24 protein-coding genes are annotated in these 24,083 nt (G+C 72.8%); 9 read left to right on the top strand and 15 right to left on the bottom strand.

Going from position 1 to position 24,083, the window contains the following annotated elements:
- Window positions 1–274: 274 nt before the first annotated feature.
- The 3 genes from ACKUB9_RS26340 to ACKUB9_RS26330 all read left to right on the top strand — a co-directional run bounded on the left by ACKUB9_RS26340 (window position 275) and on the right by ACKUB9_RS26330 (window position 2,234).
- A complete protein-coding gene (locus ACKUB9_RS26340) occupies window positions 275–559 on the top strand; it encodes a hypothetical protein (protein WP_407528758.1) in 285 nt (94 codons plus the stop codon).
- A gap of 141 nt (window positions 560–700) precedes the next feature.
- Window positions 701–1,519: a nucleotidyltransferase family protein gene (locus ACKUB9_RS26335; protein WP_407528757.1), complete on the top strand. Its 819-nt coding sequence runs from the start codon at window positions 701–703 to the stop codon at window positions 1,517–1,519.
- Window positions 1,512–2,234 carry a metallophosphoesterase family protein gene (locus ACKUB9_RS26330; protein WP_407528755.1) on the top strand — a complete coding sequence of 241 codons (723 nt, stop codon included), beginning with the start codon at window positions 1,512–1,514 and terminating at the stop codon, window positions 2,232–2,234. Before ACKUB9_RS26335 ends, ACKUB9_RS26330 begins: the two co-directional genes overlap by 8 nt.
- A 22-nt stretch (window positions 2,235–2,256) precedes the next feature.
- Here the strand turns inward: ACKUB9_RS26330 and ACKUB9_RS26325 are convergent, their stop codons facing one another.
- The 9 genes from ACKUB9_RS26325 to ACKUB9_RS26285 all read right to left on the bottom strand — a co-directional run bounded on the left by ACKUB9_RS26325 (window position 2,257) and on the right by ACKUB9_RS26285 (window position 11,515).
- On the bottom strand, window positions 2,257–3,366 hold the full coding sequence (locus ACKUB9_RS26325; RefSeq protein ID WP_407528754.1) for a CaiB/BaiF CoA transferase family protein: 1,110 nt from the start codon (window positions 3,364–3,366) through the stop codon (window positions 2,257–2,259).
- 427 nt (window positions 3,367–3,793) lie between these two features.
- The gene (locus tag ACKUB9_RS26320; protein WP_407528752.1) at window positions 3,794–4,957 is read right to left on the bottom strand and encodes a sensor histidine kinase; all 1,164 of its coding nucleotides are present in this window, start codon (window positions 4,955–4,957) and stop codon (window positions 3,794–3,796) included.
- Between the two features lie 77 nt (window positions 4,958–5,034).
- Complete coding sequence (locus tag ACKUB9_RS26315; protein ID WP_407528750.1) at window positions 5,035–6,045, bottom strand: SDR family oxidoreductase; 1,011 nt, start codon at window positions 6,043–6,045, stop codon at window positions 5,035–5,037.
- A gap of 205 nt (window positions 6,046–6,250) precedes the next feature.
- A complete protein-coding gene (locus ACKUB9_RS26310) occupies window positions 6,251–7,039 on the bottom strand; it encodes a YfdX family protein (RefSeq protein ID WP_407528749.1) in 789 nt (262 codons plus the stop codon).
- A 397-nt stretch (window positions 7,040–7,436) separates the two neighbouring features.
- Entirely contained in the window at window positions 7,437–8,198 is a 762-nt protein-coding gene (locus tag ACKUB9_RS26305) for an ABC transporter permease (protein WP_407528747.1), read from the bottom strand.
- On the bottom strand, window positions 8,195–9,121 hold the full coding sequence (locus ACKUB9_RS26300) for an ABC transporter ATP-binding protein (RefSeq protein WP_407528765.1): 927 nt from the start codon (window positions 9,119–9,121) through the stop codon (window positions 8,195–8,197). The genes ACKUB9_RS26305 and ACKUB9_RS26300 overlap by 4 nt, the downstream gene beginning before the upstream one ends.
- A 138-nt stretch (window positions 9,122–9,259) precedes the next feature.
- The gene (locus tag ACKUB9_RS26295; RefSeq protein WP_407528745.1) at window positions 9,260–9,619 is read right to left on the bottom strand and encodes a response regulator transcription factor; all 360 of its coding nucleotides are present in this window, start codon (window positions 9,617–9,619) and stop codon (window positions 9,260–9,262) included.
- Complete coding sequence (locus tag ACKUB9_RS26290) at window positions 9,616–10,527, bottom strand: S1C family serine protease (RefSeq protein ID WP_407528743.1); 912 nt, start codon at window positions 10,525–10,527, stop codon at window positions 9,616–9,618. Before ACKUB9_RS26290 ends, ACKUB9_RS26295 begins: the two co-directional genes overlap by 4 nt.
- Before the next feature lie 196 nt (window positions 10,528–10,723).
- Entirely contained in the window at window positions 10,724–11,515 is a 792-nt protein-coding gene (locus tag ACKUB9_RS26285) for a class II glutamine amidotransferase (RefSeq protein WP_407528741.1), read from the bottom strand.
- A gap of 335 nt (window positions 11,516–11,850) precedes the next feature.
- Between ACKUB9_RS26285 and ACKUB9_RS26280 the strand changes: the two genes are divergently transcribed.
- Window positions 11,851–12,240 carry a response regulator gene (locus ACKUB9_RS26280; protein WP_407528740.1) on the top strand — a complete coding sequence of 130 codons (390 nt, stop codon included), beginning with the start codon at window positions 11,851–11,853 and terminating at the stop codon, window positions 12,238–12,240.
- Between the two features lie 89 nt (window positions 12,241–12,329).
- Here ACKUB9_RS26280 and rpsU read toward each other — a convergent pair whose 3' ends face one another.
- A complete protein-coding gene (gene rpsU, locus ACKUB9_RS26275) occupies window positions 12,330–12,620 on the bottom strand; it encodes a 30S ribosomal protein S21 (protein ID WP_407528738.1) in 291 nt (96 codons plus the stop codon).
- A gap of 238 nt (window positions 12,621–12,858) precedes the next feature.
- The gene (locus ACKUB9_RS26270) at window positions 12,859–14,073 is read right to left on the bottom strand and encodes a polyhydroxyalkanoate depolymerase (RefSeq protein ID WP_407528736.1); all 1,215 of its coding nucleotides are present in this window, start codon (window positions 14,071–14,073) and stop codon (window positions 12,859–12,861) included.
- A gap of 215 nt (window positions 14,074–14,288) precedes the next feature.
- Between ACKUB9_RS26270 and ACKUB9_RS26265 the strand changes: the two genes are divergently transcribed.
- The gene (locus ACKUB9_RS26265; RefSeq protein ID WP_407528735.1) at window positions 14,289–14,945 is read left to right on the top strand and encodes a glutathione S-transferase family protein; all 657 of its coding nucleotides are present in this window, start codon (window positions 14,289–14,291) and stop codon (window positions 14,943–14,945) included.
- A 53-nt stretch (window positions 14,946–14,998) separates the two neighbouring features.
- On the opposite strand, the gene ACKUB9_RS26260 is transcribed toward ACKUB9_RS26265, so the two are convergent.
- Window positions 14,999–15,208, bottom strand: a complete 210-nt coding sequence (locus tag ACKUB9_RS26260; protein WP_407528733.1) for a DUF1127 domain-containing protein — start codon at window positions 15,206–15,208, stop codon at window positions 14,999–15,001.
- A gap of 132 nt (window positions 15,209–15,340) precedes the next feature.
- Between ACKUB9_RS26260 and ACKUB9_RS26255 the strand changes: the two genes are divergently transcribed.
- The gene (locus ACKUB9_RS26255; RefSeq protein WP_407528764.1) at window positions 15,341–16,042 is read left to right on the top strand and encodes an ArsR/SmtB family transcription factor; all 702 of its coding nucleotides are present in this window, start codon (window positions 15,341–15,343) and stop codon (window positions 16,040–16,042) included.
- A 6-nt stretch (window positions 16,043–16,048) separates the two neighbouring features.
- Here the strand turns inward: ACKUB9_RS26255 and ACKUB9_RS26250 are convergent, their stop codons facing one another.
- Entirely contained in the window at window positions 16,049–16,306 is a 258-nt protein-coding gene (locus tag ACKUB9_RS26250; RefSeq protein WP_407528731.1) for a (2Fe-2S)-binding protein, read from the bottom strand.
- Window positions 16,307–16,642: 336 nt separating this feature from the next.
- Here ACKUB9_RS26250 and ACKUB9_RS26245 point away from each other — a divergent pair, with 336 nt between their 5' ends.
- Window positions 16,643–19,210 (top strand): PAS domain-containing protein, encoded by a 2,568-nt coding sequence (locus ACKUB9_RS26245; RefSeq protein ID WP_407528729.1) that lies wholly within the window; start codon window positions 16,643–16,645, stop codon window positions 19,208–19,210.
- 5 nt (window positions 19,211–19,215) lie between these two features.
- The gene (locus tag ACKUB9_RS26240) at window positions 19,216–20,952 is read left to right on the top strand and encodes a sensor histidine kinase (RefSeq protein ID WP_407528727.1); all 1,737 of its coding nucleotides are present in this window, start codon (window positions 19,216–19,218) and stop codon (window positions 20,950–20,952) included.
- Here ACKUB9_RS26240 and ACKUB9_RS26235 read toward each other — a convergent pair.
- A complete protein-coding gene (locus ACKUB9_RS26235) occupies window positions 20,940–21,989 on the bottom strand; it encodes an HD-GYP domain-containing protein (RefSeq protein WP_407528725.1) in 1,050 nt (349 codons plus the stop codon). The two genes, ACKUB9_RS26240 and ACKUB9_RS26235, sit on opposite strands and share 13 nt — an antisense overlap.
- A gap of 119 nt (window positions 21,990–22,108) precedes the next feature.
- Window positions 22,109–22,594 (bottom strand): dUTP diphosphatase, encoded by a 486-nt coding sequence (dut, locus tag ACKUB9_RS26230; RefSeq protein WP_407528724.1) that lies wholly within the window; start codon window positions 22,592–22,594, stop codon window positions 22,109–22,111.
- 283 nt (window positions 22,595–22,877) lie between these two features.
- On the opposite strand from dut, the gene ACKUB9_RS26225 reads away from it, so the two are divergent.
- Window positions 22,878–24,005, top strand: coding sequence for an asparaginase (locus tag ACKUB9_RS26225; protein ID WP_407528722.1), 1,128 nt, complete (start codon window positions 22,878–22,880; stop codon window positions 24,003–24,005).
- Window positions 24,006–24,083: the final 78 nt, after the last annotated feature.

Raw genomic sequence — 24,083 nt, 5'->3', positions numbered from 1 at the left:
GCCGCCAACGGCACCGTGCCGGCCAACGCTCACTAAACCTTCGCGCGGGGACCCGCTGGCGGGTCCCCGCCGACCGTTCGGATCCTTCGCGATCCCGGCGCCCGAGAGGGTGCCGGGATCGTCGTCGTGAGAACCGTCGACGGCGACGCCGTGCCGAACCGTGCGGCTTCGGATCTTTGTGATTGCTCGCCCGTCGCTTTCAGATCTTACTTCCCCTGGCGTACCAGCGAACAGCGCGCGTGACGCCCGATGGTATGTCGGGAGAAACGCCAAGATGAGCAAATATCTGTCCATGCTCGACGCCCCGACCGTGGTCGAGGGCGAGGCCGGGCGAGGGCCGTCCAGCCAAGTCCTGTGCCCGTCGCTCGGCATCGGGCGAGGGCTGGTGTCGCGCCACATCAGCGTGCGCGACGGGCGGATGCTGTGCATCTGCTTCTGGAAGAGCGAGGCGGCCTGCCTGTCCTACTTCGACGCGGAGTGGCACGCGCGGGCCGACACGCTGTGGGGCGACCGCTACCAGCTGCAGATCACCGCCTTCGAGACGGCCGACGCGGCCTGACCGGCGCTCGCCACCGTGAGCCCGGGCCCGGCGGGACCTTCCCGTCCGGGCCGTCGCGCGCTCCCCGCCGCGGGATAGCCGCGGAACCCCTTCCCGGCGCGGCTGGTTGAGCGAGGTCTCCTGTCCCGCACGCGGTGCGCGATGACCTCTCCGTCTCCCCTGAGGCTGCCGCAGATCGACGCGAAGGCCGAGCCCACCCTCAAGCACCCGGAGGCGGAGCCGTTCTACGTCGAGGCGATCGGCCAGCTGGCGGCCTCCGGCATCCCCTTCCTGCTCGCCGGCACCTACGCGGTGAGCGCCTATACGGGCATCGTGCGCGAGACCAAGGACCTCGACGTCTTCTGCAAGGCGGGCGACTACCCGCGCATCCTCGCCCACTTCCAGGATCTCGGCTACGCGGTGGCGATCGAGGACGACCGCTGGCTCGGCAAGGTCCTGAAGGGCGACCACTTCTTCGACGTGATCTTCGCCTCGCCGAGCGGGGCCACGCCGGTGACCGAGGCCTGGTTCGCGCATGCGCGCCAGCTCGAGCTGTTCGGCACCACCGTGCGCATCATCGGCCCGACCGAACTCGTCTGGTCGAAATCCTTCATCCAGCTCCGCCACCGCTACGACGGGGCCGACGTGGCGCACACGATCCTGCGCGCCCACGAGCAGATCGACTGGACGCGGCTGCTCGCCTACATGGAGCAGCATTGGGAATTGCTGCTCACGCACCTTCTCAACTTCCGCTGGATCTACCCGACCGAGCGCGACGTGGTGCCGGCATGGCTCCTCGACGAGCTGCTCGACCGCCTCGACAAGCAGCGGCGCCTGCCGCCGCCGCAGATGAAGATCTGCCGCGGCCGGATGCTCTCGCGCGTCGATTACGAGATCGACGTCAAGGACTGGGGCTACGCCGACCTCGGGGGCGAGGGCGGCTGGCGCGACGAGACGGGAGGACCCGACCACGATGGCTGACCGCACCGGACCGCTCAAGATCGCGGCCCTCGGCGACCTGCACGTCAAGGAGGACGTGCCCGCCTCCTACCGCGACCTGTTCGGCGAGATCTCGCGCGAGGCGGACGTCCTCGTGCTGGCGGGCGATCTCACCGATCTCGGCCTGCCGCGCGAGGCCGAGATCCTGGCCGAGGACCTGCGCGCCTGCGCGATCCCCGTCGTCGGCGTGCTCGGCAACCACGATTACGAATCGGACGCGCAGGAGGAGGTCTGCCGCATCCTGCGCCAGGCGGGGGTGCGGCTCCTCGACGGCCAGTCGGTGGAGATCGAAGGCGTCGGCTTCGTCGGCGTGAAGGGTTTCGTGGGCGGCTTCGGCCGCTTCACCCTCGGCTCCTTCGGCGAGCCCGCCATCAAGGCGCTGGTCGCCGAGAGCGTGCGCGAGGCGATGCGCCTGGAGAACGCCATGCGGCAGGTGGCGAGCCGGCGCGCCCTCGTGGTGCTGCACTACGCGCCGATCGCCGAGACCGTGGCGGGCGAGCCGCCGGAGATCTTTCCGTTCCTGGGCTCCTCGCGCCTCGCCGAGATCATCGACCGCTTCGAGGTCAGCGCCGTCGTGCACGGCCACGCGCATCGCGGGGCCTACGAGGGCCGCACGCCCGGCGGGGCGCCGGTCTACAACGTCGCCAGGCACATCCCCAAGCCGAACGGGCGGCCCTACGCGATCCTGGAGATCTGAGCGGGGACGGAGGAATCGCGCCTCAGCCCTCCCGCGGCCCGGCCCAGGCCGCCACCGCCTCGGCCAGCGACGCGACCGGGGTCGGATGGCCGATCGCGGCCGGCGTGCGCGAGAAGCGCGGCGCCGGGGCCGGCTGCACCGTGCCCTCATGGGTCACGAAGGTGCCGCGGGCGGCGAGATGCGGGTGGCCGGGCGCCTCCGCGAGGGTGAGGACGGGCGCCACACAGGCGTCGCTGCCCTCCAGGAGCGCGCACCATGCGTCCCGCGTCCGCGTGAGGAAGAGCGCTTCGAGCTTGCGGTGCAGGGCGGGCCAGCGCGCGGCATCGTCGCGCTCCCGGCAATCCGGATCGTCCGCGAGGCCGGTGAGATCGAGGAAGCGGGCGTAGAATTGCGGCTCCAGCGAGCCGAGCGCGATGTGCCGGCCGTCCGCGCACGCATAGGTGCGGTACCAGGGGGTGCCGCCGTCGAGAAGGTTGGCGGCGCGCGCGTCCTGCCAGCGCCCCTGGGCGGTCAGGTCGCAGAACATCGCCATCAGCGAGGCGGCTCCGTCGCAGACCGCGCAATCGACCACCTGCCCCTCCCCCGTCCGCCGGACCGAGAGCAGCGCGGCGAGCAGGCCCATCGCGAGGTAGAGCGAGCCGCCGCCGTAATCGCCGACGAGGTTGAGCGGCGGCACCGGCTGCGCCGCGGGTCCGACCGCAGCCAGCGCCCCCGTGAGGGCGATGTAGGTGATGTCGTGGCCGGCCGCCTGCGCGAGCGGGCCGGTCTGGCCCCATCCGGTCATGCGGCCGTAGACGAGGCGTGAGTTGCGCGCCAGCACCGCGTCGGGGCCGAGCCCGAGCCGCTCCATCACGCCGGGCCGAAACCCCTCGATCAGCGCGTCGGCGCCCGCCAGGAGGTCGAGGACCGCCGCCACGTCGGCTGGGTTCTTCAGGTCCGCCGTCACGCTGGCGCGTCCCCTCGACACCACATTGCGGGAATACGGGTCGGCGCCGCCGGGCCGGTCGAGCCGGATCACCTCCGCGCCGAGATCCGCGAGCAGCATCGCGGCGAACGGGCCGGGGCCGATCCCGGCGAACTCGACGATGCGGAGGCCCGCGAGCGGCCCGCGGGTCGCGGCGTCATGGTGCATGCGGGTGTCCTGATGCTGAGGCGGCCCAATGGCTTCGCGCTGGCGATGCATCCCTGGGCGCAGGAGCGATCGATCAAGTTCGTATCGGTTGACCGACAGGGCCGTTGGCCCCATATTTCTTGGGTGAGAGCCCGCGGGTGGCAGCCCGCGAGCCCTCTTGTCAGGCGATCTCTACATGAGCGCGAGTGTGATGGTCACGGACCATCCGCTCGCGTTTCTGTTGATGGTGATCGTGATGATGGGAATCCCAATCAGCCTCCTCACCTCCTTTCCGGTCCGCCTGCTCGCATGGCGATAGTCGGCTAGGCTACCGCAAGCCCCGCGTGCCCCGAGGCCCTCGCGACCGGAAAGGTTCTCGCCTCAACGAGCCGGACTGTATCGAATCGCAGGCGACGTGTCTCCAGCAGCTGCAATCAGGCAAGGGGGATCAGACTGGGGCCGGCAGATCGAGGGCGAAGCGGCTGCCGCGGGCCTCCGGCGGCGCGGCGGCCTCGACCCGCAGGGTCCCGCCGATCTGGCGGGCCATGCCGAGGATCACCCGCATGCCGAGGCTCCGGCGCGCGGCCCCCGACAGGTCGAAATCCGGCGGCAGGCCGACGCCGTCATCCGCGACGACGAGCGACAGGCCCCCGTCCGGCCGCGCCTGCGTCTCCACCCGGATCTCGCCGCCGCCGTCCGGATAGGCGTGCTTGATCGCGTTGGTGACGAGTTCGTTGACGAAGAGCCCGAGCGGGATGGCGAGGTCGGCCGGCATCGTCGTGTGATCGATGCGGCAGCGGATGGCGTGGGCCGGCGCGCTCTCGGCCAGCCGCTCGACCAGGGTCGCCAGGAAGGGCGCGATGTCGACCGCCGCGAGGTCGGGCTGCTGCCAGAGCTGGTCGTGGACCTGCGCCACCGCCGCCACCCGGGTCTGGGCATCGGCGAGCGCGCGCCGCACGTCCTCGTTGTCGGTGGCCCGGCCCTGCAGCGTGAGCAGGCTCGCCACCACCGCGAGGCTGTTCTTCACCCGGTGGCTCATCTCGCGGGTGAGCAGTTCCTGCCGCTCCAGGGCGGCCTGCAGCCGCGCCTCGGCGCGCTGGCGCTCGATGGCGCCGCCGAGCAGGTTGGCGAAGCCCTGCATGAAGGCGATGTCGGCGGGGTCGAACAGGCCCTCGCGGGTGTCGTCGACCTCCAGCACGCCGAAATCGCCCTGGCGGTTGCGGATGATGACGTTGACCGCCCGCCGGATGCCGTGATCGGCCATGAGCTGCGGCGTGCGGAAGCGCTGCTCGTTCTCGAGGTGGTTCGAGATCACCGGCTGCCCGGTCTTGAGGGCGAAGCCGGCCGGCGAGGCGAGATCGGCGCCGACCACCGCCTGCCCGACCACATCCGGCCCCCAGCCCACGCCCGCGAGCACGAGGAGCACGTCCTGGTCGCGCTTGTATTCCAGGGCCTTGCAGAACTGCGCCCCCATGCCGGCGGCGCAGAGTTCGGTCGCGCGCTGCAGGAGCCGGCCGAAATCCTCGGCCCGCAGGGCCTCGACGCCGAAATCGGACAGGATCGACTGCTGCCGCAGCCTGTAGTCGAGCTCCGAGCGGCTCAGTTCGCTCATCGTGGATCGCTTCCGTCAGGTCAGGTCGGCCTCCCGCCCCTTAAACCACCGATCCGACGAATCAAGCGTGGCACCGGTCAGCGTCCCCGGCCTCCCGCCCGGGCGCCCATGCCGCGCGCGGCACGGGTGCTGGCGAGCAGCATCAGCCCGGCGGCGCCGGCCATGACCCCGAGGGTGCTGAGGGTGCCGGCCGAGGGCACGCCCTTGCGGGCGCGCCAGCCGCCGCTCGCGCGCGGCCGCTCGACGACCGGGCTCCGCAGGGCGCCGTGCGTCACCGGCGCCGGGTGCGCCCGGTCGAGGGCGCGATGGATCGCCACCCCCACGAGGTGCTCGGTCGGGCCCGGCGCGAGCGCGTAGGCCATCTGCGCGAGGCGCGCGGGCCAGCCCACCGCCACCTCGTCGTGCGGGTGGCGGGCGAGGTGCACGAAGGTCTCGGCCACGTCCTCGGGCGCGTAGACGAGCGGCCCCGCATCGATCGTGCGGCCCGAGACGTTGGCGCCGTGCTCCAGTCCCGGCGTGTCGATCATGGCCGGGAAGACCGAGCAGACGTGGATGTGCGGGTGGCGGCGCAGCTCCTGGCGCAGGCTCGCGGTGAAGCCGCGCAGGCCGAACTTGCTCGCCGTGTAGGCCGCCGCGAAGGGCGCGGGCGCCCAGCCGCCGAGCGAGATGTTGGTGATGAGCGTGCCGTGCCCCTGGCGCAGGAAGGTGGGCAGCACCGCGTAGGCGCCGTACATCCCGCCGAGCAGGTTCACCCCGACGGTGATGCGGTGCAGGTCGAGGGGCGCGTCCTGGAACGGGCCGAACACGCCGGTGCCGGCGTTGTTGATCCACACGTCGATGCCGCCGAAGGCCTCGTTCGCCGCCCGGGCCAGGGCCTCGACGGCGGCCGGATCGGTCACGTCGGTCGGCACCGCCACGGCATCCCCGCCGAGCGAGCGGCACTCGCGGGCGAGATCCTCCAAAACCTCGCGGCGGCGCGCGGCGAGGACCACCCGGGCGCCCCGGCGGGCGAAGGCGAGCGCCGCCGCGCGGCCGATGCCGCTCGATGCGCCGGTGATCACCACCGCGGCATGGCGCAGGTCGGTCATGCGGGCCTCCGGGTCGCGACGTCGTCCCGGCGCAACTCGCCCGTGGGCGAGGATGTTCCGCGCGTCGGACCCGCGTCGCCAACCCTTCGCCGTCATGCCCGCGCCCGGCCCGGCGGGCTCACCCTGCGGAGAGCCCGGGAGGGCACACGGCGAGCCGTGCGCCCTCCCGGGCCGCGATCCTGCGATGGCCGGTTACGTCGCGGGGTTACTTCGCGGGCTTGGCGTCCTGCGTCGTGGAGCCGGTATGCGAGGGAGCCTTGGCCGTCGGCGCGCCGGCCTTCGGGACAGCCACCACGTTGACCATGTCGAAGCGCATGCGGTCCTCGGCCTGCTTCAGGAGCGCGTTCGCCTCGTAGTACTTGCCCTGGCCGATCAGGGTCGCGGACTGGTCCACGTCCGCCGTCGTCTTGTCGAGCGGCAGGACGGCCGTGGTCACGTTGACATCGATGGCGGCGAGCTTGAGCTTCTCGATGGCGGCGGCCTTGTCTCCCTTGGCGAGGTTCTTGTTGGCCTCGTTCACGGCCGCGGCCTTCTCGGGCGTCGCCTGGAAGCCCTCGCCGAGCGTCAGCTGCGCCTCGATGGGCAGCCACGTGATCTTGTCGCCTGAAGCGGATTTGGACGATCCCGCCGCCTTGTCGGCGGTGCCGCCCGCGGCGTTGGACGACGCCATGTCGGCCGGCGTCTTGAGGTCGGCCTCCGCCTTGCTGAACACGGCCTCGTCCGCCTTCGCCTTGGTCAGCGCCGCCTTGGCCTTGTTGATGGCGTCCTTCGCCTGATCCGGGTTGGCGTCGAAGATGGCGAGGCGGGCGAGATGCATGTCGCGAAAAGCCTGCGCGCCGTCCTTCGAGACCTTGCCGAAGGCCTGGTCGGCCGCCTTCTGGGCCGGCGTCTCCTGCGTGGCCGCCGGCTGAGCCGCCTTCTCGGCCGCGTAGGCGACGCCTCCCACCATGGTCGTCGCGACGAGGGCGGCAGCGAGAGATCTACGGAAAGTCATGATTATACCTCCGGTTTATAAATTATCTGCGGCTTGCGCCGGCTTCTCGATGCATTCGATCGATATACTTATAATATCTTTTTAGTGCTTCCGTTGCGTGAATGGAACATTAAAAATCGGTAGTGCACGCCAAGCGCGCCGAGGTCGATGATGAAACCCTCGGTTGGATCAGGTGGGGCGGTCGCGGAGCGAGGAGGACGTCGGGCGTCGGCCGGCGCGGAGCCGGTGAGCGTGACGTGCGGAAGCGTCCGCCGGTGCCGATGGGCGGGCTGGGCCGGGGGCGGCCCCGGCGAGGATGACCGCCGCCCATCCCCGCCCCCTTTCGGCGCATGGCTGTCCGGGGAAAAACGATGGCGCGGGAGGGCTCCCGGCGAAACGGCGTCCGCGGCCCGAGGCGTCAGGTCTTCAGGCGGTATCCCGTGCGGAACATCCAGGTGACGAGGCCGAGGCAGATCACCAGGAAGAGGGCTGCCATCGCGAGGCTCACGCCCACCGCGACGTCGCCCTGGCCGTAAAAACTCCAGCGGAAACCGCTGACGAGGTAGACGACCGGGTTGAGCAGGCTGATCGCTCGCCACACCGGGGGCAGCATGTCGATGGAGTAGAAGCTGCCGCCCAGGAAGGTGAGCGGCGTCACGATGAGCAGCGGCACGAGCTGCAGCTTCTCGAACCCGTCCGCCCACAGGCCGATGACGAAGCCGAACAGGCTGAAGGTGACGGCTGTGAGCACGAGGAATAGCGCCATCCAGAGCGGGTGCTCGATGCGCAGCGGCACGAACAGCGCGGCGGTCGCCAGGATGACGAGCCCCAGGATGATCGACTTCGAGGCGGCCGCGCCGACGTAGCCGAGCACGATCTCCACCGGCGAGATCGGCGCCGAAAGAATCTCGTAGATCGTGCCCGAGAAGCGCGGGAAGTAGATGCCGAAGGAGGCGTTGGCGATGCTCTGCGTGAGGAGCGAGAGCATGATCAGCCCTGGCACGATGAAGGCGCCGTAGGGCACGCCCTCGACGACGGTCAGCCGCGAGCCGATCGCCGCACCGAACACCACGAAGTAGAGCGAGGTCGAGATCACCGGGGCGACGAGGCTCTGCAGCAGCGTGCGCCACGCGCGGGCCATCTCGAACAGGTAGATGGCGCGGACCGCCGGCCAGTTCATGCGCGCTCCTTCACGAGGTCGACGAAGATGTCCTCCAGCGAGGATTGCCGGGTCTGGAGGTCGCGGAAGCGCAGGCCGGCGGCGCGCAGGTCCGTCAGCAGCGCCGTGATGCCGGTGCGCTCGCCCTGGCTGTCGTACGTGTAGGTGAGTTCGGACCCGTCCGGCGAGAGGTCGAGGCGATGGCCGGCGAGCGCCGGGGGCAGCGCGTCGAGGGGCGTCTGGAGCTGGAGGGTGAGCTGCTTCTTGCCGAGCTTGCGCATCAGCTCGGCTTTTTCCTCGACCAGGATGATCTCGCCGCGGCGGATCACGCCCACCCGGTCGGCCATCTCCTCGGCCTCCTCGATGTAGTGGGTGGTGAGGATCACGGTGACGCCCTGGTCGCGCAGGCGGCGCACGAGGCGCCACATGTCCTGGCGCAACTCCACGTCGACGCCCGCGGTCGGCTCGTCGAGGAAGAGCACCTGCGGCTCGTGCGAGAGCGCCTTGGCGATCAGCACGCGCCGCTTCATGCCGCCCGACAGGGTCATGATCCGGCTGTCGCGCTTGTCCCACAGCGAGAGGTCCTTGAGGACGCGCTCGATGTGGCCCGGATCGGGCTTGAGCCCGAACAGGCCGCGGCTGAAGCTCACCGTCGCCCACACGGTCTCGAAGGCGTCGGTGGTGAGTTCCTGGGGCACGAGGCCGATCATCCGGCGGGTCTTGCGGTAGGCGGCCTGGATGTCGTGCCCGTCGACCGTGACGCGGCCCTCGGTGGGGCTGACGATGCCGCAGACGATCCCGATCAGGGTCGTCTTGCCGGCCCCGTTCGGCCCGAGCAGGGCGAAGATCTCGCCGCGGCGGATCTCGAGGGTCACGGAACGCAGCGCCTGGAACCCGGTGGCGTAGACCTTCGACAGGCCGGTGATGGAGATGATCGGCGGCATCGCTCCGGCGGGGTTCTGGGGTCGGGTCTCGCCGAGGTCGGGCGGCCTCGGCGTCGGGCGCCGCATCTAGCACATCGCGGCAGCCGCGGAACGGCCTTGCCGGCCGGTCGGTGCGCCGCCGCACATGAGACGTCCCCGTCACAGATGGATGACGCCGAGCCGGGCCGCGTGGGCGACCGCGTCGGTGCGGCCGGTGGCGTCGAGCTTGTCGAGGAGCGAGCCGACGTGGAATTTCGCGGTGTGGACCGAGATGCCGAGGCGCCGCGCGATCACCTTGTTGGAGGCGCCCTCGGCGAGGAGGGCCAGCACCTCCGCCTCGCGGGGCGTGAGGCCGGTCTCGGCCCCGCGGGGCCCGCCCGGCCCGGTGAGGACCGCGTCGGCCGCCTCGCCGGGACGCACGAGCGTCAGGCCCGGCACGTCGGCGAGGAGCGCGGCGAGCCGGTCGGCGAGGTCGGGCTCGGCCACGTCGAGGGCGATCAGCAGCGGGCCGGCGCTCACGGCCTCTCGCCGATGGTCAGGGCCGCCTCGTGCGGCGCGCCGGCCCGCGACAGGGCGAGCCGCACGACGGTGCCGACGCTGCCGGGGCCGAGCAGGCCCTGGAGCGCCTGGAGGCCGCGCACCGGCTCGCCGTTCCAGGCCAGGATGACGTCGCCCTGGCGCAGGTCCGCCCGCGCGCCGGGGCCGCCGGGCTCCACGCTCATCACCATGAGGCCGGTGCCGCGATCCTCGCGCCGCACCGCCTGGAGCCCGAGGCCGAGATAGCCGAGCGGCACGCGGCCGCTGGCGTCGAGGACGGGCGCGACCCGCGCCACCGTCGCGGCCGGGATGACGAGGACGCGCCGGCGCGGCCCGAACACCGCCATGCCGATCGCCCGGCCGGACGGATCGAGAGCGAGACCGCCCTCGGCGGAGCGGCGCAGGGCGAGGTCGAGTTCGATCCGCGCGTCGATCTCGCCGCCGCGCATGCTGCGCCACGGCCCGGAGACGCGCGAGACGAGGCCGAGGGCGGCGGTGGGGGCGCCGTCGGAGAGGCCCACCGCCACCGCGAGCGCGCCCACGGCGGGTGCGCCCGGCTCAAGGGGCGCCGGCGGCAGGTCGCTGCGGCCGACGCGCAGGAGCGCGACGTCGGTGGAGGGATCGCGGCCCGCGAGCGTGGCGGGCAGGCTCGCCCCGTCCGCGGTCTCGACCGTGATCTCGCCCTCCTCGGCCAGCGCCTCGTCGGCGGTGACGACGAGCCCGGGCCGCCAGACGAAGCCGCTCGCCCGGTGCCGGTGCGAGCGGACCGCGACCACGCTCGGCGCCGCGCGGGCGACGAGGCCGGCGAGGTCCCGGGAGAAGGCCTGCAGGGACGAGCCCTGGATCGGTGCGGCGGGATCGGACATGGAATCGGACTTGGGATCGGACATCGCGAGGGCTCCTGCGAGGCCCGCGAGTATGCGGAGTCCGTCCCGCCCCCACACCTGCCCGGGTGGGCAGGCACCTGCCCGGCTGGGCTGGCGGGGACCCGCGCCTACTCGGCGGCCCGGGCGGCGATGTCGGGCGTGGCGTGTCATCCCGCAGGTGCAGCGGGTACTTGCGGGTACTTGGCCGCGTTCCCGGCGGTCAGGCGGCGACGCGCCCGCCCGCGCCGCAGGATTCCAGCACCCGCGCGGGCGCGCCGGTGCGCGCCACGAGCGCGCCGCCCTTCGGCACCACCCGCCAGCCGTCGCGGCAGCCGTCGATCGGCTCGGAGACCACGACGAGTCCGGTGGCCGTCTCGCGCCAGTAGAGGCTCGGCGGGCAGCCGTCGCAGGCCCAGCGGTAGGCGGTCAGGGTCTCGCCGTCCGTGGCGATCGCGGTGAAGCGGATCGGCTCCTCGACGGCCGCCTCGCGCATCAGGCGGCGCACGGTCGCGAGGGTCTCGGCCATGGCGCCGATCGGATCCTCCGCGAGGCCGTTGGCGATCGCGAGGAGGAAGAGGGCCTCGGAATCGGTCGTGCCCTGCCGCGCCTCGTAGAGGCTGTCCGGGATCAGCGCTTCGAGCCGCCGCCGGATGCGCGCGTAGCCGCCGATCTGCCCATTGTGCATGAAGAGCAGGCGGCCGTGGGCGAACGGATGGCAGTTGGCCCGCGTGGTCGCGGTGCCGGTCGAGGCCCGCACATGCGCCAGGAAGGTGCGGGCGCGGATCTGGCGCGAGAGGCTGCGCAGGTTCTCGTCCGACCAGGCGGGCCGCACGTCGCGAAACAGGCCCGGCTCCGGCCGGTCGCCGTACCAGCCGAGACCGAAGCCGTCGCCGTTGGTCTCGGTCTTCGCCTCGGCGGCGTGCAGAGATTGGTGAACCAGGGAATGGGTCGGAACGCAGACCAGTTCGTCGAGGTAGACCGGATCGCCGTGATAGGCGAGGAAGCGGCACATCGCAGTCGCACCCGTTCTCGCGGCGCCGCGCGCTCGCTCCCGAGCCTGCGCCCATGGCCTTCATCGAACCGTAACAATCGGCCGCACAGGGTGAACAAGACGTTAATGCGGCGCAGCATGGGAGGCGGTGCGCCAGCGCTCATCGCGAGATAACGGTTTGCTGCACGGGTCCGGGATCAAAGACGGCCCTGCATCGTTGCCCCCCTGCCGGCGGTCCGATCCATGCCGCAGCGGCAACACCTCTCCCCGCCACGCCCGCACGGGCGGCCGTTCACCCCGTCGACGGGTCCGAACCACCGGCCGCGGCGGGCCTTTCGCAGACCCGAGGAGGCTTCATGGGCCGAGCAGCGTCACCCGTTCCGATCGCCGTCGTGGTGGAGGAGGACGAAGCCGTGCGCGACTTCGCGTCGGCCATCCTCGAAGAGACCGACCTCGACGTGATCGCGTGCGAGACTGCCGAGGATGCGCTCGCGGTGATTCGCGAGCACGGATCGGAGGTCGCGCTCCTGTTCACCGAGATGAGCCTGCACGGCGGCATGGATGGGGCGGCGCTCGCCCGCACCGTCGAACGGGAATGGCCGGACGTGCGCGTGGTGGTGACGTCGGATACCGGCCGGGCGCAGCCGCTCCCCGACCAGGCCGTCTTCATGCGCAAGCCCTGGCGGCCCCTCGACGTGCTGGTCCAGGCGGAGCGGGCGACGGTCGCGTCGCACGGTCGGGCCTAGAGCCCTCACCCCACGGCGAAAGGCCCGCACGCTGACGCGCCGGGCCCTTCTCGCAGGATGAGGAACGATCCCGCCGAGGCGGGCCGCGCTCAGGCGTTGCCGGGGGGAGCCGAGACCGGGGCCGGAGCGGCCGGGCGGCGCGGGGCGACCGCGCGGGGCTTGGGCTTCGGCGCGGCGATCAGACCCTCGCGGATGGCGGTCTTGCGGGCCTGCTTGCGGGCGCGGCGCACGGCCTCCGCCTTCTCGCGGGCCTTGCGCACGGAAGGCTTCTCGTAGGCCTTGCGCTGCTTCATCTCGCGGAAGATGCCCTCGCGCTGCATCTTCTTCTTGAGCACGCGGAGCGCCTGATCGACGTTGTTGTCCCGAACGAGTACCTGCAAGGGTGTATCCTCTAGAAAATCCGTTTCGGTGCCACCGCCCCCGACGGCCCCGCGACGGGGGCGAACCAACCGGCATGCGCCCCAGCGCCCGGTCGTTCCGGACCGGGAGGGGCGCAGGTCGCGATGGCGTTCGAGGCCGGCGCACAAGCTGCGCCTGCGTGGGCAGATACACCAGTTCGGCGCGACTTCCAACCGGGGAGCCGCCGCGGGATCCTGAAAATCCGCCGATCGCGGCGCCTCAGGCGTTGGCCTGGATGAAGTTGCGCACCAGCGGGTAGGTCTGGTTCTCCCATTTGCGCCCGGAGAAGACGCCGTAATGGCCGACGCCGGCCTGGAGGTGGTGGCGCTTGCGGAAGGGGCGCAGGCTACTGCAGAGGTCGTGCGCCGCCATCGTCTGGCCCACCGAACAGATGTCGTCGCGCTCGCCCTCCACCGTCATCAGCGCCGTCTTGCGGATCGCCCGCATGTCAATGGGCGCGCCGCGGTAGGTCAGGGCGTTGCGGGCGAGCGTCGCCTCCTGGAACACGGTCCTGACCGTCTCGATGTAGAACTCGGCCGCGAGGTCGAGCACCGCGAAGTACTCGTCGTAGAAGGTCTCGATCTGGCGGGCCTTGTCCTCGTCGCGGTGCGCGATGGCCCAGAACAGGTCGACATGGCCGTGCATGTGGCGCCCGGCATTCATCGCCATGAAGGCGAGGACCTGCATGAAGCCGGGATAGACCCGGCGGCCCGCGCCCGCGTGGCGGCGCGGCACCGTGGCGATCAGGTTGCGCTCGAACCACTCGATCGGCCGGGCGGTGGCGAGTTCGTTGACCTTGGTGGGGTTGATGCGGGTGTCGACCGGCCCGGCCATCAGGGTCATGCTGGCCGGGTGGGCGGCGTTGCGCGTCTCGGCCATCACGGCGGCGGCGGCGAGCGCCTGCACGGCGGGCTGGCACACCGCCACGAGATGCGCCCCCTCCCCGATCGCCTCCAGGAACCGGACCACGTGGGCGACGTAGTCGTCGAAGCCGAACGGCCCGGCCGCGACCGGCACGTCGCGGGCGTTGTGCCAGTCGGTGATGTAGACGTCGTGGTCGGCCAGCAGCGTGCGCACGGTGGAGCGCAGCAGGGTCGCGAAGTGGCCCGAGAGCGGCGCCACCACCAGCACCCGCGGCTGCTCGCCGACGAGATCCTTGCGGAAGCGCAGGAGCGTGCCGAAGGGGGTGGAGAGCAGAGCCTCCTCGCTCACCGGCACGTCGCGGTTGCCCACCCGCACGCTCGCGATGCCGTAATCGGGCCGCGCATGGGTGAGGCCCGCGCGCATCATCATGCGGGCGGCAGCGAGCCACCACGTCGCCGGCTCGGCGTAGCCCGCCTGCGTCCAGGGCGAGACGCCGTCGTGCAGGAGGCGCCCCCAGGCCCGGGTTCCGGCCGCGAGATCCGACTGGACCTCGAAGGTGTCGTAGAGCATCGCCCGGGCTACTCCCCCCCGCACGCAGGGTCACGGGCGTCCGCCCCGGTCCAGCCGTCCAGCACAGCACGTCTCCCGGCGATCCGACTTCGGTCCGGCGTGGTCCGGTCCGCACGCCGTCATGCGACTGGCGTGCCAAGACGGGGAGCGGCCGGCACGAGTCTTGGATCGACCCCGACCGGATGCCGGCCGGTCCGGGCCGCCAGGAGGGACGCATGGCCGAGGCCACGCTGACGATATCGAGCCGGAATTATTCGTCGTGGTCCCTGCGGGGCTGGCTGCTGTGCCGGATGGCCGGGCTCGACGTCGCGGTCGAGGTGCTGGGCGGCGGCGACGCGGCGAGCCGGGCCGAACTCCTGCACCTCTCGCCCTCGTTCCTGGTGCCGCGCCTCACCCACGGCCCGGTGCGGGTGTGGGACGTGCTGGCGATCGCCCAGTACCTCGACGAGTGGCGGCCCGAGGCCGGCCTCGTGCCCACGGACCGCGTCCGGCGCGCGTGGTGCCGCTCGATCGCGGGCGAGATGCACGGCGGCTTCATCAACCTGCGGTCGGCCCTGCCGATGAACCTGCGGGCGCGCTACCCCGACTTCAAGCTCTGGGGCGGGGCGCAGTCCGACATCGCCCGCATCGTCGAGATCTGGGAGGAGGCGCTCGGCGCCCATGGTGGGCCGTTCCTGTTCGGCGAGCGGCCGACCGTCGCGGACGCGATGTACGCGCCCGTCTGCACGCGCTTCGTCACCTACGGGGTCGGCCTGCCGGCCCGCTCGGCGGCGTACCGCGACCACGTGATGGCGTGGCCGCCGATGCAGGAATGGACCGCCGCGGCGGAGGGCGAGCCCGACGAGATCGAGGAACTCGACATGGAGTTCTGAGGCCCCGGCGTTCCGAGGCCCCGGCGTGCTGACAGCTCGGCGGCGTGACGCCGTCAGGCTCGCCAGAACCCCTTCGCGGCCTCGGCGCCCGCCTGCTCGCGGGTGAGGCCGATGTCGCGCAGGAGCCGCGCGTCGAGCTGCGCGAGGTCGAGCCGCTGGCGCCGCCGGGCGGCGGCGCGCGCGAACCAAGTGCGGGCGAGGGCGACGAGCGTCGCGGATCGTGCCGGTATCGCCGGGCCGAGTCGGATCGCCGCGCTGCGCATGCCTGTCCCTCCGGTGAGGAGGGGAAGGCTGCCGCGCGAGAAGCGCCGCGTCGCGGCCGAACGCTGCGGTCCCGGCCGAAGCATCGGCGGCTGACGGAGGCGGGCGGCCGGCCTATCCTGGCGGGCATGACGATGGTTTCCGGCAACACGCTCGCGGAGGTGGCCGGCCTGATCGGCGACCCGGCGCGGGCCAACATCCTCTCGGCGCTCATGGACGGGCGGGCGCTCACGGCGGGCGAACTGGCGTGGCACGCAGGCGTGAGTGCGCCGACGACGAGCGGGCACCTCGCGAAGCTCGCGGCGGCGCGGCTCGTGGCGGTGGAGCGGCAGGGACGCCACCGCTACCATCGGCTCGCGACGCCCGAGGTCGCCGCCGCCGTCGAGGCGCTGATGCAGGTGGCGGCAGCCGGTCCCGCGCGGCACCGGCCGACCGGACCGCGCGACGCGGCGATGCGGCTCGCCCGCACCTGCTACGACCACCTCGCCGGCCGGCTCGGCACCGCGCTCGCCGACAGCCTGCGCGAGCGCGGCCACGTGAGGCTCACCGACGAGGGCGTCGGCACGATCACGCAAGCGGGCGCCCGCTTCCTGTGCGACGAGATCGGGCTCGCCCTCGACGACGGGGGCGATGACAGGAGAGTGCGGCCCCTCTGCCGCACCTGCCTCGACTGGAGCGAGCGGCGGCCGCACTTCGCCGGGCGCCTCGGGGCCGCCCTGTGCCGGCGCGTCGACGATCTCGGCTGGATCGCCCGGACCCGAAACAGCCGGGCGGTCGCGATCACCCCGGCCGGGCGGCAGGGTTTCTCGCGGATGTTCGGGATCGACCTGCCCTGAGGCGGATCAGGCCGCTTCGGCGGGCACCGGTTCGGCCGCCTTGGCGAGCGTGCAGGCCGCGCTGCAGGCGCTGGTGCAGGTCTCGTGCGTCTCGGCCAGGGCGCGCGACAGGATACCCCGGATCGTGCGCGCGCAGCGGCCGCATTTCGGGCTGCAGCCGAGGCAGGCGTAGACCTGGGCGGGCGTGCGGGGGCAGCCCGGGCCAGGGTTGAGGCACGCGCGCACTTGTCCGTCGGAGAAGACGTTGCAGGAACAGACGATCATGCTGGGGATCGAGGCACCCGGTTCGGAGGAAAGCCGTCGCCGGCTCGACCCTCTAGATTAGAACGTTTGAAAACTGTAACATAATCAACAGGTTATCCGGCCAGGGAGGATTCGGCAAGCCGTCGCGCGCCGCCTGCGACGGAATCACGCCGCACGCTGGGCGTGTCCGCGCCGAGCCTGACCTGCCGGCAGCGCGGATCCCTCGCAGGCCCTGCGGCGAAAGCTGACGCTGGGTTGTCCCCGTGCTGCGCATTAGGGCAGGTTGCGTTGACGGGGTGCGACGTCTATCGCCGTTTCGCGCCGCCGCAGCAGACGGATGGCCTGGACCGGATACCGATGAGCCGATCGCAGGATCGCATGCCGACCGGCGTGCCGGGCGCTGCACCGTGCTGGGACGAGCGCGCGCGGCTCGACGCGCTGGACGCCTACGGGATCCTCGACACGCCGCCCGAGGCCGAGTTCGAGGATGCGGTGCAGATCGCGCGCCTCGCCTGCCGCACCCCGATGGCGCTCGTGAGCCTCGTGGCGGAGGACCGGCAATGGTTCAAGGCCGAGGCGGGGCTCGGGGTCCGCGAGACCGGCCGCGACGCCTCGGTCTGCGCCTACACGATGGGGGTAGACGGCCTCCTCATCGTCCCCGACCTGACGCAGGACCCGCGCACGGCGGGCAATCCCCTCGTCACCGGCCCGCCGGGCCTGCGCTTCTACGCCGGGCATCCGCTGGTGAGCGCCGACGGCCTGCCGCTCGGCGCGCTGTGCGTGCTCGACACGGTGCCCCGTCCCGAGGGGCTGCCGGAGGAGGCGCAGCTGACCCTCGCGGCGCTCGCCCGGCAGGTGATGGCGCAGATGGAGCTGCGCCGGGCGCTCGCCGAGCGGGACCGGGCCTTCGCCGCCGCGGAGGCGAGCCGCCGCGAGCTGCGGCTGATCACCGACGCGCTGCCGGTGCTGATCGCCACGATCGGCCGCGACGAGATCTACCGCTTCGCCAACCGCCACTACGAGACGTGGTTCGGCCTGCGCGCCGAGGACGTGGTCGGGCGCAGCGTGCGGCAGGTCCTCGGCGAGGCGGCCTACGCCTTGCGCAAGCCCTACCTGGAGCGGGTGCTGGCGGGGGAGCCGGTCCAGTTCGACGTGGTGGTGCCGGGGCCGGGCGGCGGCCTGCGCGACGCGCGGGTGCGCTACCTGCCCTCCGCAGGCGAGGCGGGCGGCTTCCACCTCCTGGCCATCGACGTGACGGGCGAAAAAGCCGCCCAGGCGGGGCTCGCCGACAGCCTGCTGAAATTCCAGGCCATCGCCGAGTCGATGCCCCAGATGGTGTGGTCGACCCTGCCGGACGGCTTCCACGACTACTACAATTCCCGCTGGTACGAGTACACCGGCGTCCCCGCCGGCTCCACGGACGGCGAGGGCTGGAACGCGATCTTCCACGCGGACGACCGGGCCGAGGCGTGGCGGCGCTGGCGCCACGCGCTCGCCACCGGCGAGACCTACGAGATCGAGTACCGCCTGCGGCGGCACGACGGCGTCTACCGCTGGGTGCTGGGGCGGGCGGTGCCGATCCGGGATGCCGCCACGGGGGCGATCCAGCGCTGGTTCGGCACCTGCACCGACATCGACGATCAGGTGCGCGCCCGCGAGACCCTGACGCAGGGGCGCGAGACGCTGGAGGCCCTGGTCCGCGAGCGCACGGCGGCCCTGGAGGCCACGAACGCGCGCCTGACCGCCGAGATCGCCGAGCGCGGCCGGATCGAGGAGGCGCTGCGCCAGTCGCAGAAGATGGAGGCGGTGGGCCAGCTCACCGGCGGCATCGCCCACGACTTCAACAACCTGCTCACCGGCATCACCGGCGCCCTCGACCTGATGAAGCGCCGCCTCGCGGAGGGGCGCACCGACACGCTGCCGCGCTACGCCGACCTCGCTTCCGCCTCCGCCCAGCGCGCCGCGGCGCTCACCCACCGCCTCCTGGCCTTCGCCCGCCGCCAGCCGCTGATGGCGCGCAGCGTCGAGGCCGACCGCCTGATCGCCTCGATGGACGACCTCCTGCGCCGCACGCTCTCCGAGCGCGTGGTGCTGACGCTGGCGACGCAGGCCGGGCTCTGGCGCACCCTGTGCGACCCCAACCAGCTCGAGAACGCGCTCCTCAACCTCGCCATCAACGCCCGCGACGCGATGCCGGAGGGCGGGCGCCTCCACATCGCCGCCGCCAACGTGGAGCTGGACGCGGCGGCGGTGGCGGGCGAGCCCGGCGCGCGGGCGGGGGAGTACGTGTGCATCAGCGTGAGCGACACCGGCGCGGGCATGCCGCCCGAGGTGGTGGCGCGGGCCTTCGAGCCGTTCTTCACCACCAAGCCCCTCGGCGCGGGCACCGGGCTCGGGCTCTCGATGATCTACGGCTTCGTCAAGCAGTCCGAGGGCCAGGTGCGGATCGCCTCGGAGGTCGGGCGCGGCACGACCGTCAGCCTCTATCTGCCGCGCCATGCCGGCCCGGATGCGGCGGAGGCGGAGGATCCCGCGGCGGCCGCGCCGGTCACCGGCCACGGCACCGTGCTGGTGGTGGAGGACGACGCCACCGTGCGGGCGCTGATCGGCGAGGCGCTGGAGGAGGCCGGCTACCGGGTGATCGCGGCCGCGGACGGGGCGGCGGGCCTGCGCGCCCTGGAGACGGAGGCGGTCGACCTGCTCGTGACCGATGTCGGGCTGCCCGGGCTCGACGGGCGCCGGATGGCGGATCAGGCGCGGGCGGCGCGGCCCGGCCTCAAGGTCCTGTTCATCACCGGCTATGCCGAGAACGCCGCCTTCGGCAGCGGCCATCTCGCGCCCGGCATGGCGATGATCACCAAGCCCTTCGCGGTGGATGCCTTCGCGGCTAAGGTGGCGGCGATGCTCGAATCAGCGGGGAACTGAGCCGCGTGCCGCGCCTGCCGCTCCGCGCCTTCCTGGCCCTCGGCCTGGGGGCCACCGGTCTCGTCGCGACGCTGGTGCTCGCCCTCGTGGTCTCGCGGGTGACCGCGGACCGGCTGTCGGAGCGGATCGCGGGCGAACTCGGCGACCTCGCCCGCCACGTGGCCGGCCAGCTCGACCGCACCATGTTCGAGCGCTGGCGCGACACCCTGATCCTGGCCGAGAACGACACCCTCCGCGACCCGAAGGCCGACGGCGACCAGAAGCGCCGGGTGCTGCGCCGCGCCCGCGAGACCTACCCGGACTACGCCATCATCGGGCTGCTCTCGCCGGAGGGCCGGATGACCGTGACGGACAACGGCCGCCTGGAGGGCCTCGACGTCGCGCACCGGATCTACTTCACGCAGGGGCGGGAGCGTCCGTTCGTCGGCGACGTGCACGACGCGCACCTGCTCGCCACGCTCCAGCCCGGCCGCGACCCGGCCGACCCGCCCCGGGTGCTCGACCTCGCGGCGCCCGTCCGCACGCCCGAGGGCGCGCTCGCCGGCGTGGTCGTCGCCCATCTCGACTGGGCCTGGTCGCGGGAGGTCGAGGCGAGCCTGCACGATCAGGCCGCCGGCGGGCGCAGGGGCCTCGCGGTGCTCGTGCTCGCCCGCGACGGCACCGTGCTGCTCGGGCCGCCGGCCCTGCGCAACCGCACCCTGCGCGACCTGCCGAGCGTCGCGGCCGTGCGTCGCGGCGCCGGGGGCGCCACGCAGGAGACCTGGCCGGACGGCCGCGCCGTCCTCACGGGCTACCAGCCGACGCGGGGCTACCGCGACTATCCGGGACTCGGCTGGACCGTGCTGGTGCGCCAGGACGCGGCCGATGCGCTGGCGCCCGTGCGCGCCCTGCAGCGGCAGATCCTGCTCTGGGGCCTCGCGGTGGCGGGGGCCGCCGCGGCCGCCGGCTGGTTCGCGGCGGCCAGCCTCGCCCGGCCGCTTCGCCGGCTCGCCATCGCGGCGGACGCCCTCGGCCGGGGAGCGCCGCTCGCGATCCCGGCAAGCCCCGTGCGCGAGGCGCAGGCGATCGGCCTCGCCCTCTCGGCCGCCGGCGAGGCGCTGGGCCAGCGCGCGGAGGAGCGGCGGCAGGCCGAGGCGCGCCAGGACCTGCTGATCCACGAGCTCAATCACCGGGTGAAGAACACGCTCGCCACCGTCCAGGCGATGGCGCGCCAGACCGCCCGCGGCATCGATTCGGTCGGGGCCTTCACGGCGGCGTTCGAAGCCCGGCTGCTGGCGATGTCGCAGACCCACACGCTCCTCACCGCGAGCCAGTGGAGCACCACCGACCTGCGCAGGATCCTGGAGCTCGAACTCGCGCCCTACGCCACCGGCCGGCCGGACCGGGTCCACCTCGACGGCCCGGCGGTGGCGCTGGTGCCGCGCATGGCCGTGCCGGTGGGCATGACGGTGCACGAGCTCGCCACCAACGCGGCGAAGTACGGCGCGCTCTCGATTCCGGAGGGCCGGGTGGTGGTGCGCTGGCGGCTCGCCGACGCCACCCTGCACCTGTCCTGGCAGGAGAGCGGCGGACCGCCCGTCGCCGCCCCCGAGCGCGCCGGCTTCGGCACCCGCCTGATCCGCACCAGCGTCGAGCGCGAACTCTCCGGCACCATCGCCCTCGACTTCCTGCCGGACGGGCTCCTGTGCCGCCTGACGCTGCCGCTGGAACCGAGCGTCGCGTCCGAACCTCAGGCGGCCTGACTCGCCCGGCGCTCCGCGATCAGGGCTACGATCTCGTCCCAGCGGGAGACGAAGGCGCGCACGCAGGCGGGGTCGAAATGGGTGCCCGCGTGCTCCTCCAGGAAGCGGCGGGCCTGCTCCGGCGGCCAGCCCGGCTTGTAGACCCGGTCGGAGATGAGGGCGTCGAACACGTCCGCCACGGCGGTGATGCGGCCGGTCAGCGGGATCGCCTCGCCCTCGAGGCCGCGCGGGTAGCCGGTGCCGTCCCAGCGCTCGTGATGGGTGAGCGCGATCTCGGCCGCGAGCCGCAGCAGCGGCGAGGCGCTGTCGTTCAGCATCCGGTAGCCGCGCAGGGCGTGTTGCATCATCTCGGCCCGCTCCTCCTCGGTGAGGGGGCCGGCCTTGCGCAGGATGCTGTCGGCGACGCCGATCTTGCCGATGTCGTGCATGGTCGAGGCGAGCGCGATGTCGTTCGCCTCCTCCTCCGACAGGCCGAGCCCGTCCGCGATGGCGATGACGCAGCCCGCCACCCGGGTGAGGTGGTCGCCGGCCTGGTCGTCGCGAAATTCGGCGGCCAGGATCAGACGGTGAATGATCTCGCGCTCGCGCTGCGCGCGCTCGGTCTCGGCCTGCTCCCGCTCGCGGGCGAGGTCGGCGGCCTGGAGCCGGGCGGTGCCCTGCGCGCGGGCGAGCGCGATCAGGTTGCGGGCGCGGATCTGCAGGTCGAAGCCGTCGAGGGGCGGCAGCACCACGTCGGTGGCCCCGGCCTCCAGCGCCCGGCGGCGGGTGACGGCCGGGTCGCCCGTCCCGATCAGCATCAGCGAGGCGCCCGCGAGGTGCGGCAGGCAGCGCAGGTCGCGCACCAGGGCGAAGCCGTCCAGGGTCGGGGAATCCTCGATCAGCACGAGGTCGGCGGCCTGTCCGCCGAGCGCCGCGAGGGCGGCCGGCGCCGTGGCCAGCACGAGGCTGGTATGGGCGGGCGAGACGATCCGCACGAGCGCGCCCGCGTCCGGGCGGGCCGTGACGATGATCACCGAGGGGTCCGCAGCAGGAGGCATGGTCGGCTAAGGCTCGTGACCGGTGCCGGTCCCGGTCGGGGCGGCACCGGCGCGATGATCGCTGGGTTTGCTGAAGCCTTGCTTAAGCCTGCGCCGCGGCGGCGGCGAGGCCCCGTGTCTCAGCGCCGGCCGGTCGAGCCGAAGCCGCCCTCCCCGCGCCCGCCCTCCGGCGCCCCCGCGAAGCTCTCGACGAGGTGCAGCTGCGGGCGCGCCACGCGGGTGAAGACGAGCTGCGCGATGCGCTCGCCCGGCGCGATGGCGATGGCCGCCCCGCCGGGCGGATTCCGGTTCCAGGCCGAGAGCATCAGGGGCCCCTCGTAATCCGCGTCGATCACCCCGATCGTGTTGCCGAGGACGAGGCCCTCCCGGTGGCCGAGCCCCGAGCGCGGGACGACGAGGGCGCACCAGCCGGGATCGCGGATCGCCACCGCGATGCCCGCCGGCACGAGCAGCGGCGGCGCCTGCGGCGCCAGGGTGACGGGAGCCTCCAGGCAGGCATGCAGGTCGAGCCCGGCGGCGAGCGCCGAGCCCCAGCGCGGGAAGCCCCAGCCGGGGAGGCGGGCATCGAGCAGGCGCACCGCGACGTCGCGCAGGTCTCCGCTCACGGCGCGCCTCCGGCACGGGCCGGGCGAGCGCGCCCTGCGCCGAACGGGACACCGGTGCGGCGCGAGCGCGCGCCGCACACCGTCGACGCCGCTCCAGGCTGGGTCTCGGTCATGCGCGATTCCTGTCGGTTCACCCGCCCCATATGCCCCGCGGACGCGCCCGATGGCTACGGCCTGCCCGCTCCCATGCGCCGTTGCGTCAGGGCGGCTGGCATCGCGCGGGCGCACAGCTATGGTCGCGCCGGGGCAGAGCCTGCCCGGTGTCATCAGCAAAGGCCGTCCGATGCATCACACCCTTCGCCCGCGCGCCGCCCTCGCGGCGCTCCTCCTCGGGGCCGCCCTGCCGCTGGCCGTCGCGGTGCCCTCGGCCGGGCCGGCCGCGGCCCGCGAGATGCCCCAGCCGGGCACCGCCGCCGCGCAGCGCAAGCCCTCCGTGGTGATCCTGGCCACGGGCGGCACGATCGCGGGGGCCGGCGCGGAGGCGAGCAACAGCGCCACCTACCAGGCCGCCAAGGTGCCGGTGGACAAGCTCATCGCGGCCCTGCCGAACCTCGGCGAGGTCGCGACCGTGCGCGGCGAGCAGGTGTTTCAGATCGCCTCCGAGAGCTTCACCAACGCGCAGCTCGTGCAGCTCGCCAAGCGCGTCGCGGCGCTCGTCAAGCAGGACGACGTGGACGGGGTCGTCATCACGCACGGCACCGACACGCTGGAGGAGACCGCGCTCTTCCTCGACCTCGTGGTGCGCAGCGACAAGCCGATCGTGCTGGTGGGCTCGATGCGCCCCTCGACCGCGCTCTCGGCCGACGGCGCCCTCAACCTCACCGACGCGGTCGTCACCGCGGCCAGCCCCGACTCGCGGGGCAAGGGCGTGCTCGTGACGATGAACGACGAGATCCAGGCCGGGCGCGACGTCGCCAAGCGCATCAACATCAAGCCGAACGCCTTCGTGAGCCAGTGGGGGCCGCTCGGCATGGTGGTGGAGGGCAAGACCTACTTCTTCCGCGCGCCGGTCAAGCGCCGCGGGCCCTCGTCCGAGTTCGACATCGAGACGATCGACGCGCTGCCCGAGGTCGCGATCGTCTACGGCTCGGGCAACATGAGCCCGACCGCCTACACCTCCGCCGTGCAGGCCGGTGCCAAGGCGATCATCCACGCGGGCACCGGCAACGGTTCGGTGGCCGGCTACCTCGTCGACACGCTGCGGGACCTGCGCACCAAGGGCACGCTGATCATCCGCTCCTCGCGGGTCGGCGACGGCTTCGTGCTGCGCAACGCCGAGCAGCCCGACGACAAGTACGACTGGGTCGTCGCCCACGACCTCAACCCGCAGAAGGCCAAGATCCTGGCCGCCGTCGCCCTGACCAAGACCGGCGACACCAAGGAGCTGCAGCGCATCTTCTGGGAGTATTGAGGGCGGCTCGGCCCCGCTGCGGCATGGGGGCCGGATGAAGCGCGGGAACCCCTCTCCCGTGCGGGAGAGGGGTTCCCA

Source organism: Methylobacterium oryzisoli (assembly GCF_046557895.1).
Taxonomy (GTDB): domain Bacteria; phylum Pseudomonadota; class Alphaproteobacteria; order Rhizobiales; family Beijerinckiaceae; genus Methylobacterium; species Methylobacterium oryzisoli.
The sequence above is the reverse complement of the archived record's forward strand: the minus strand, read 5'-3'. Positions and strand labels throughout refer to the sequence as shown.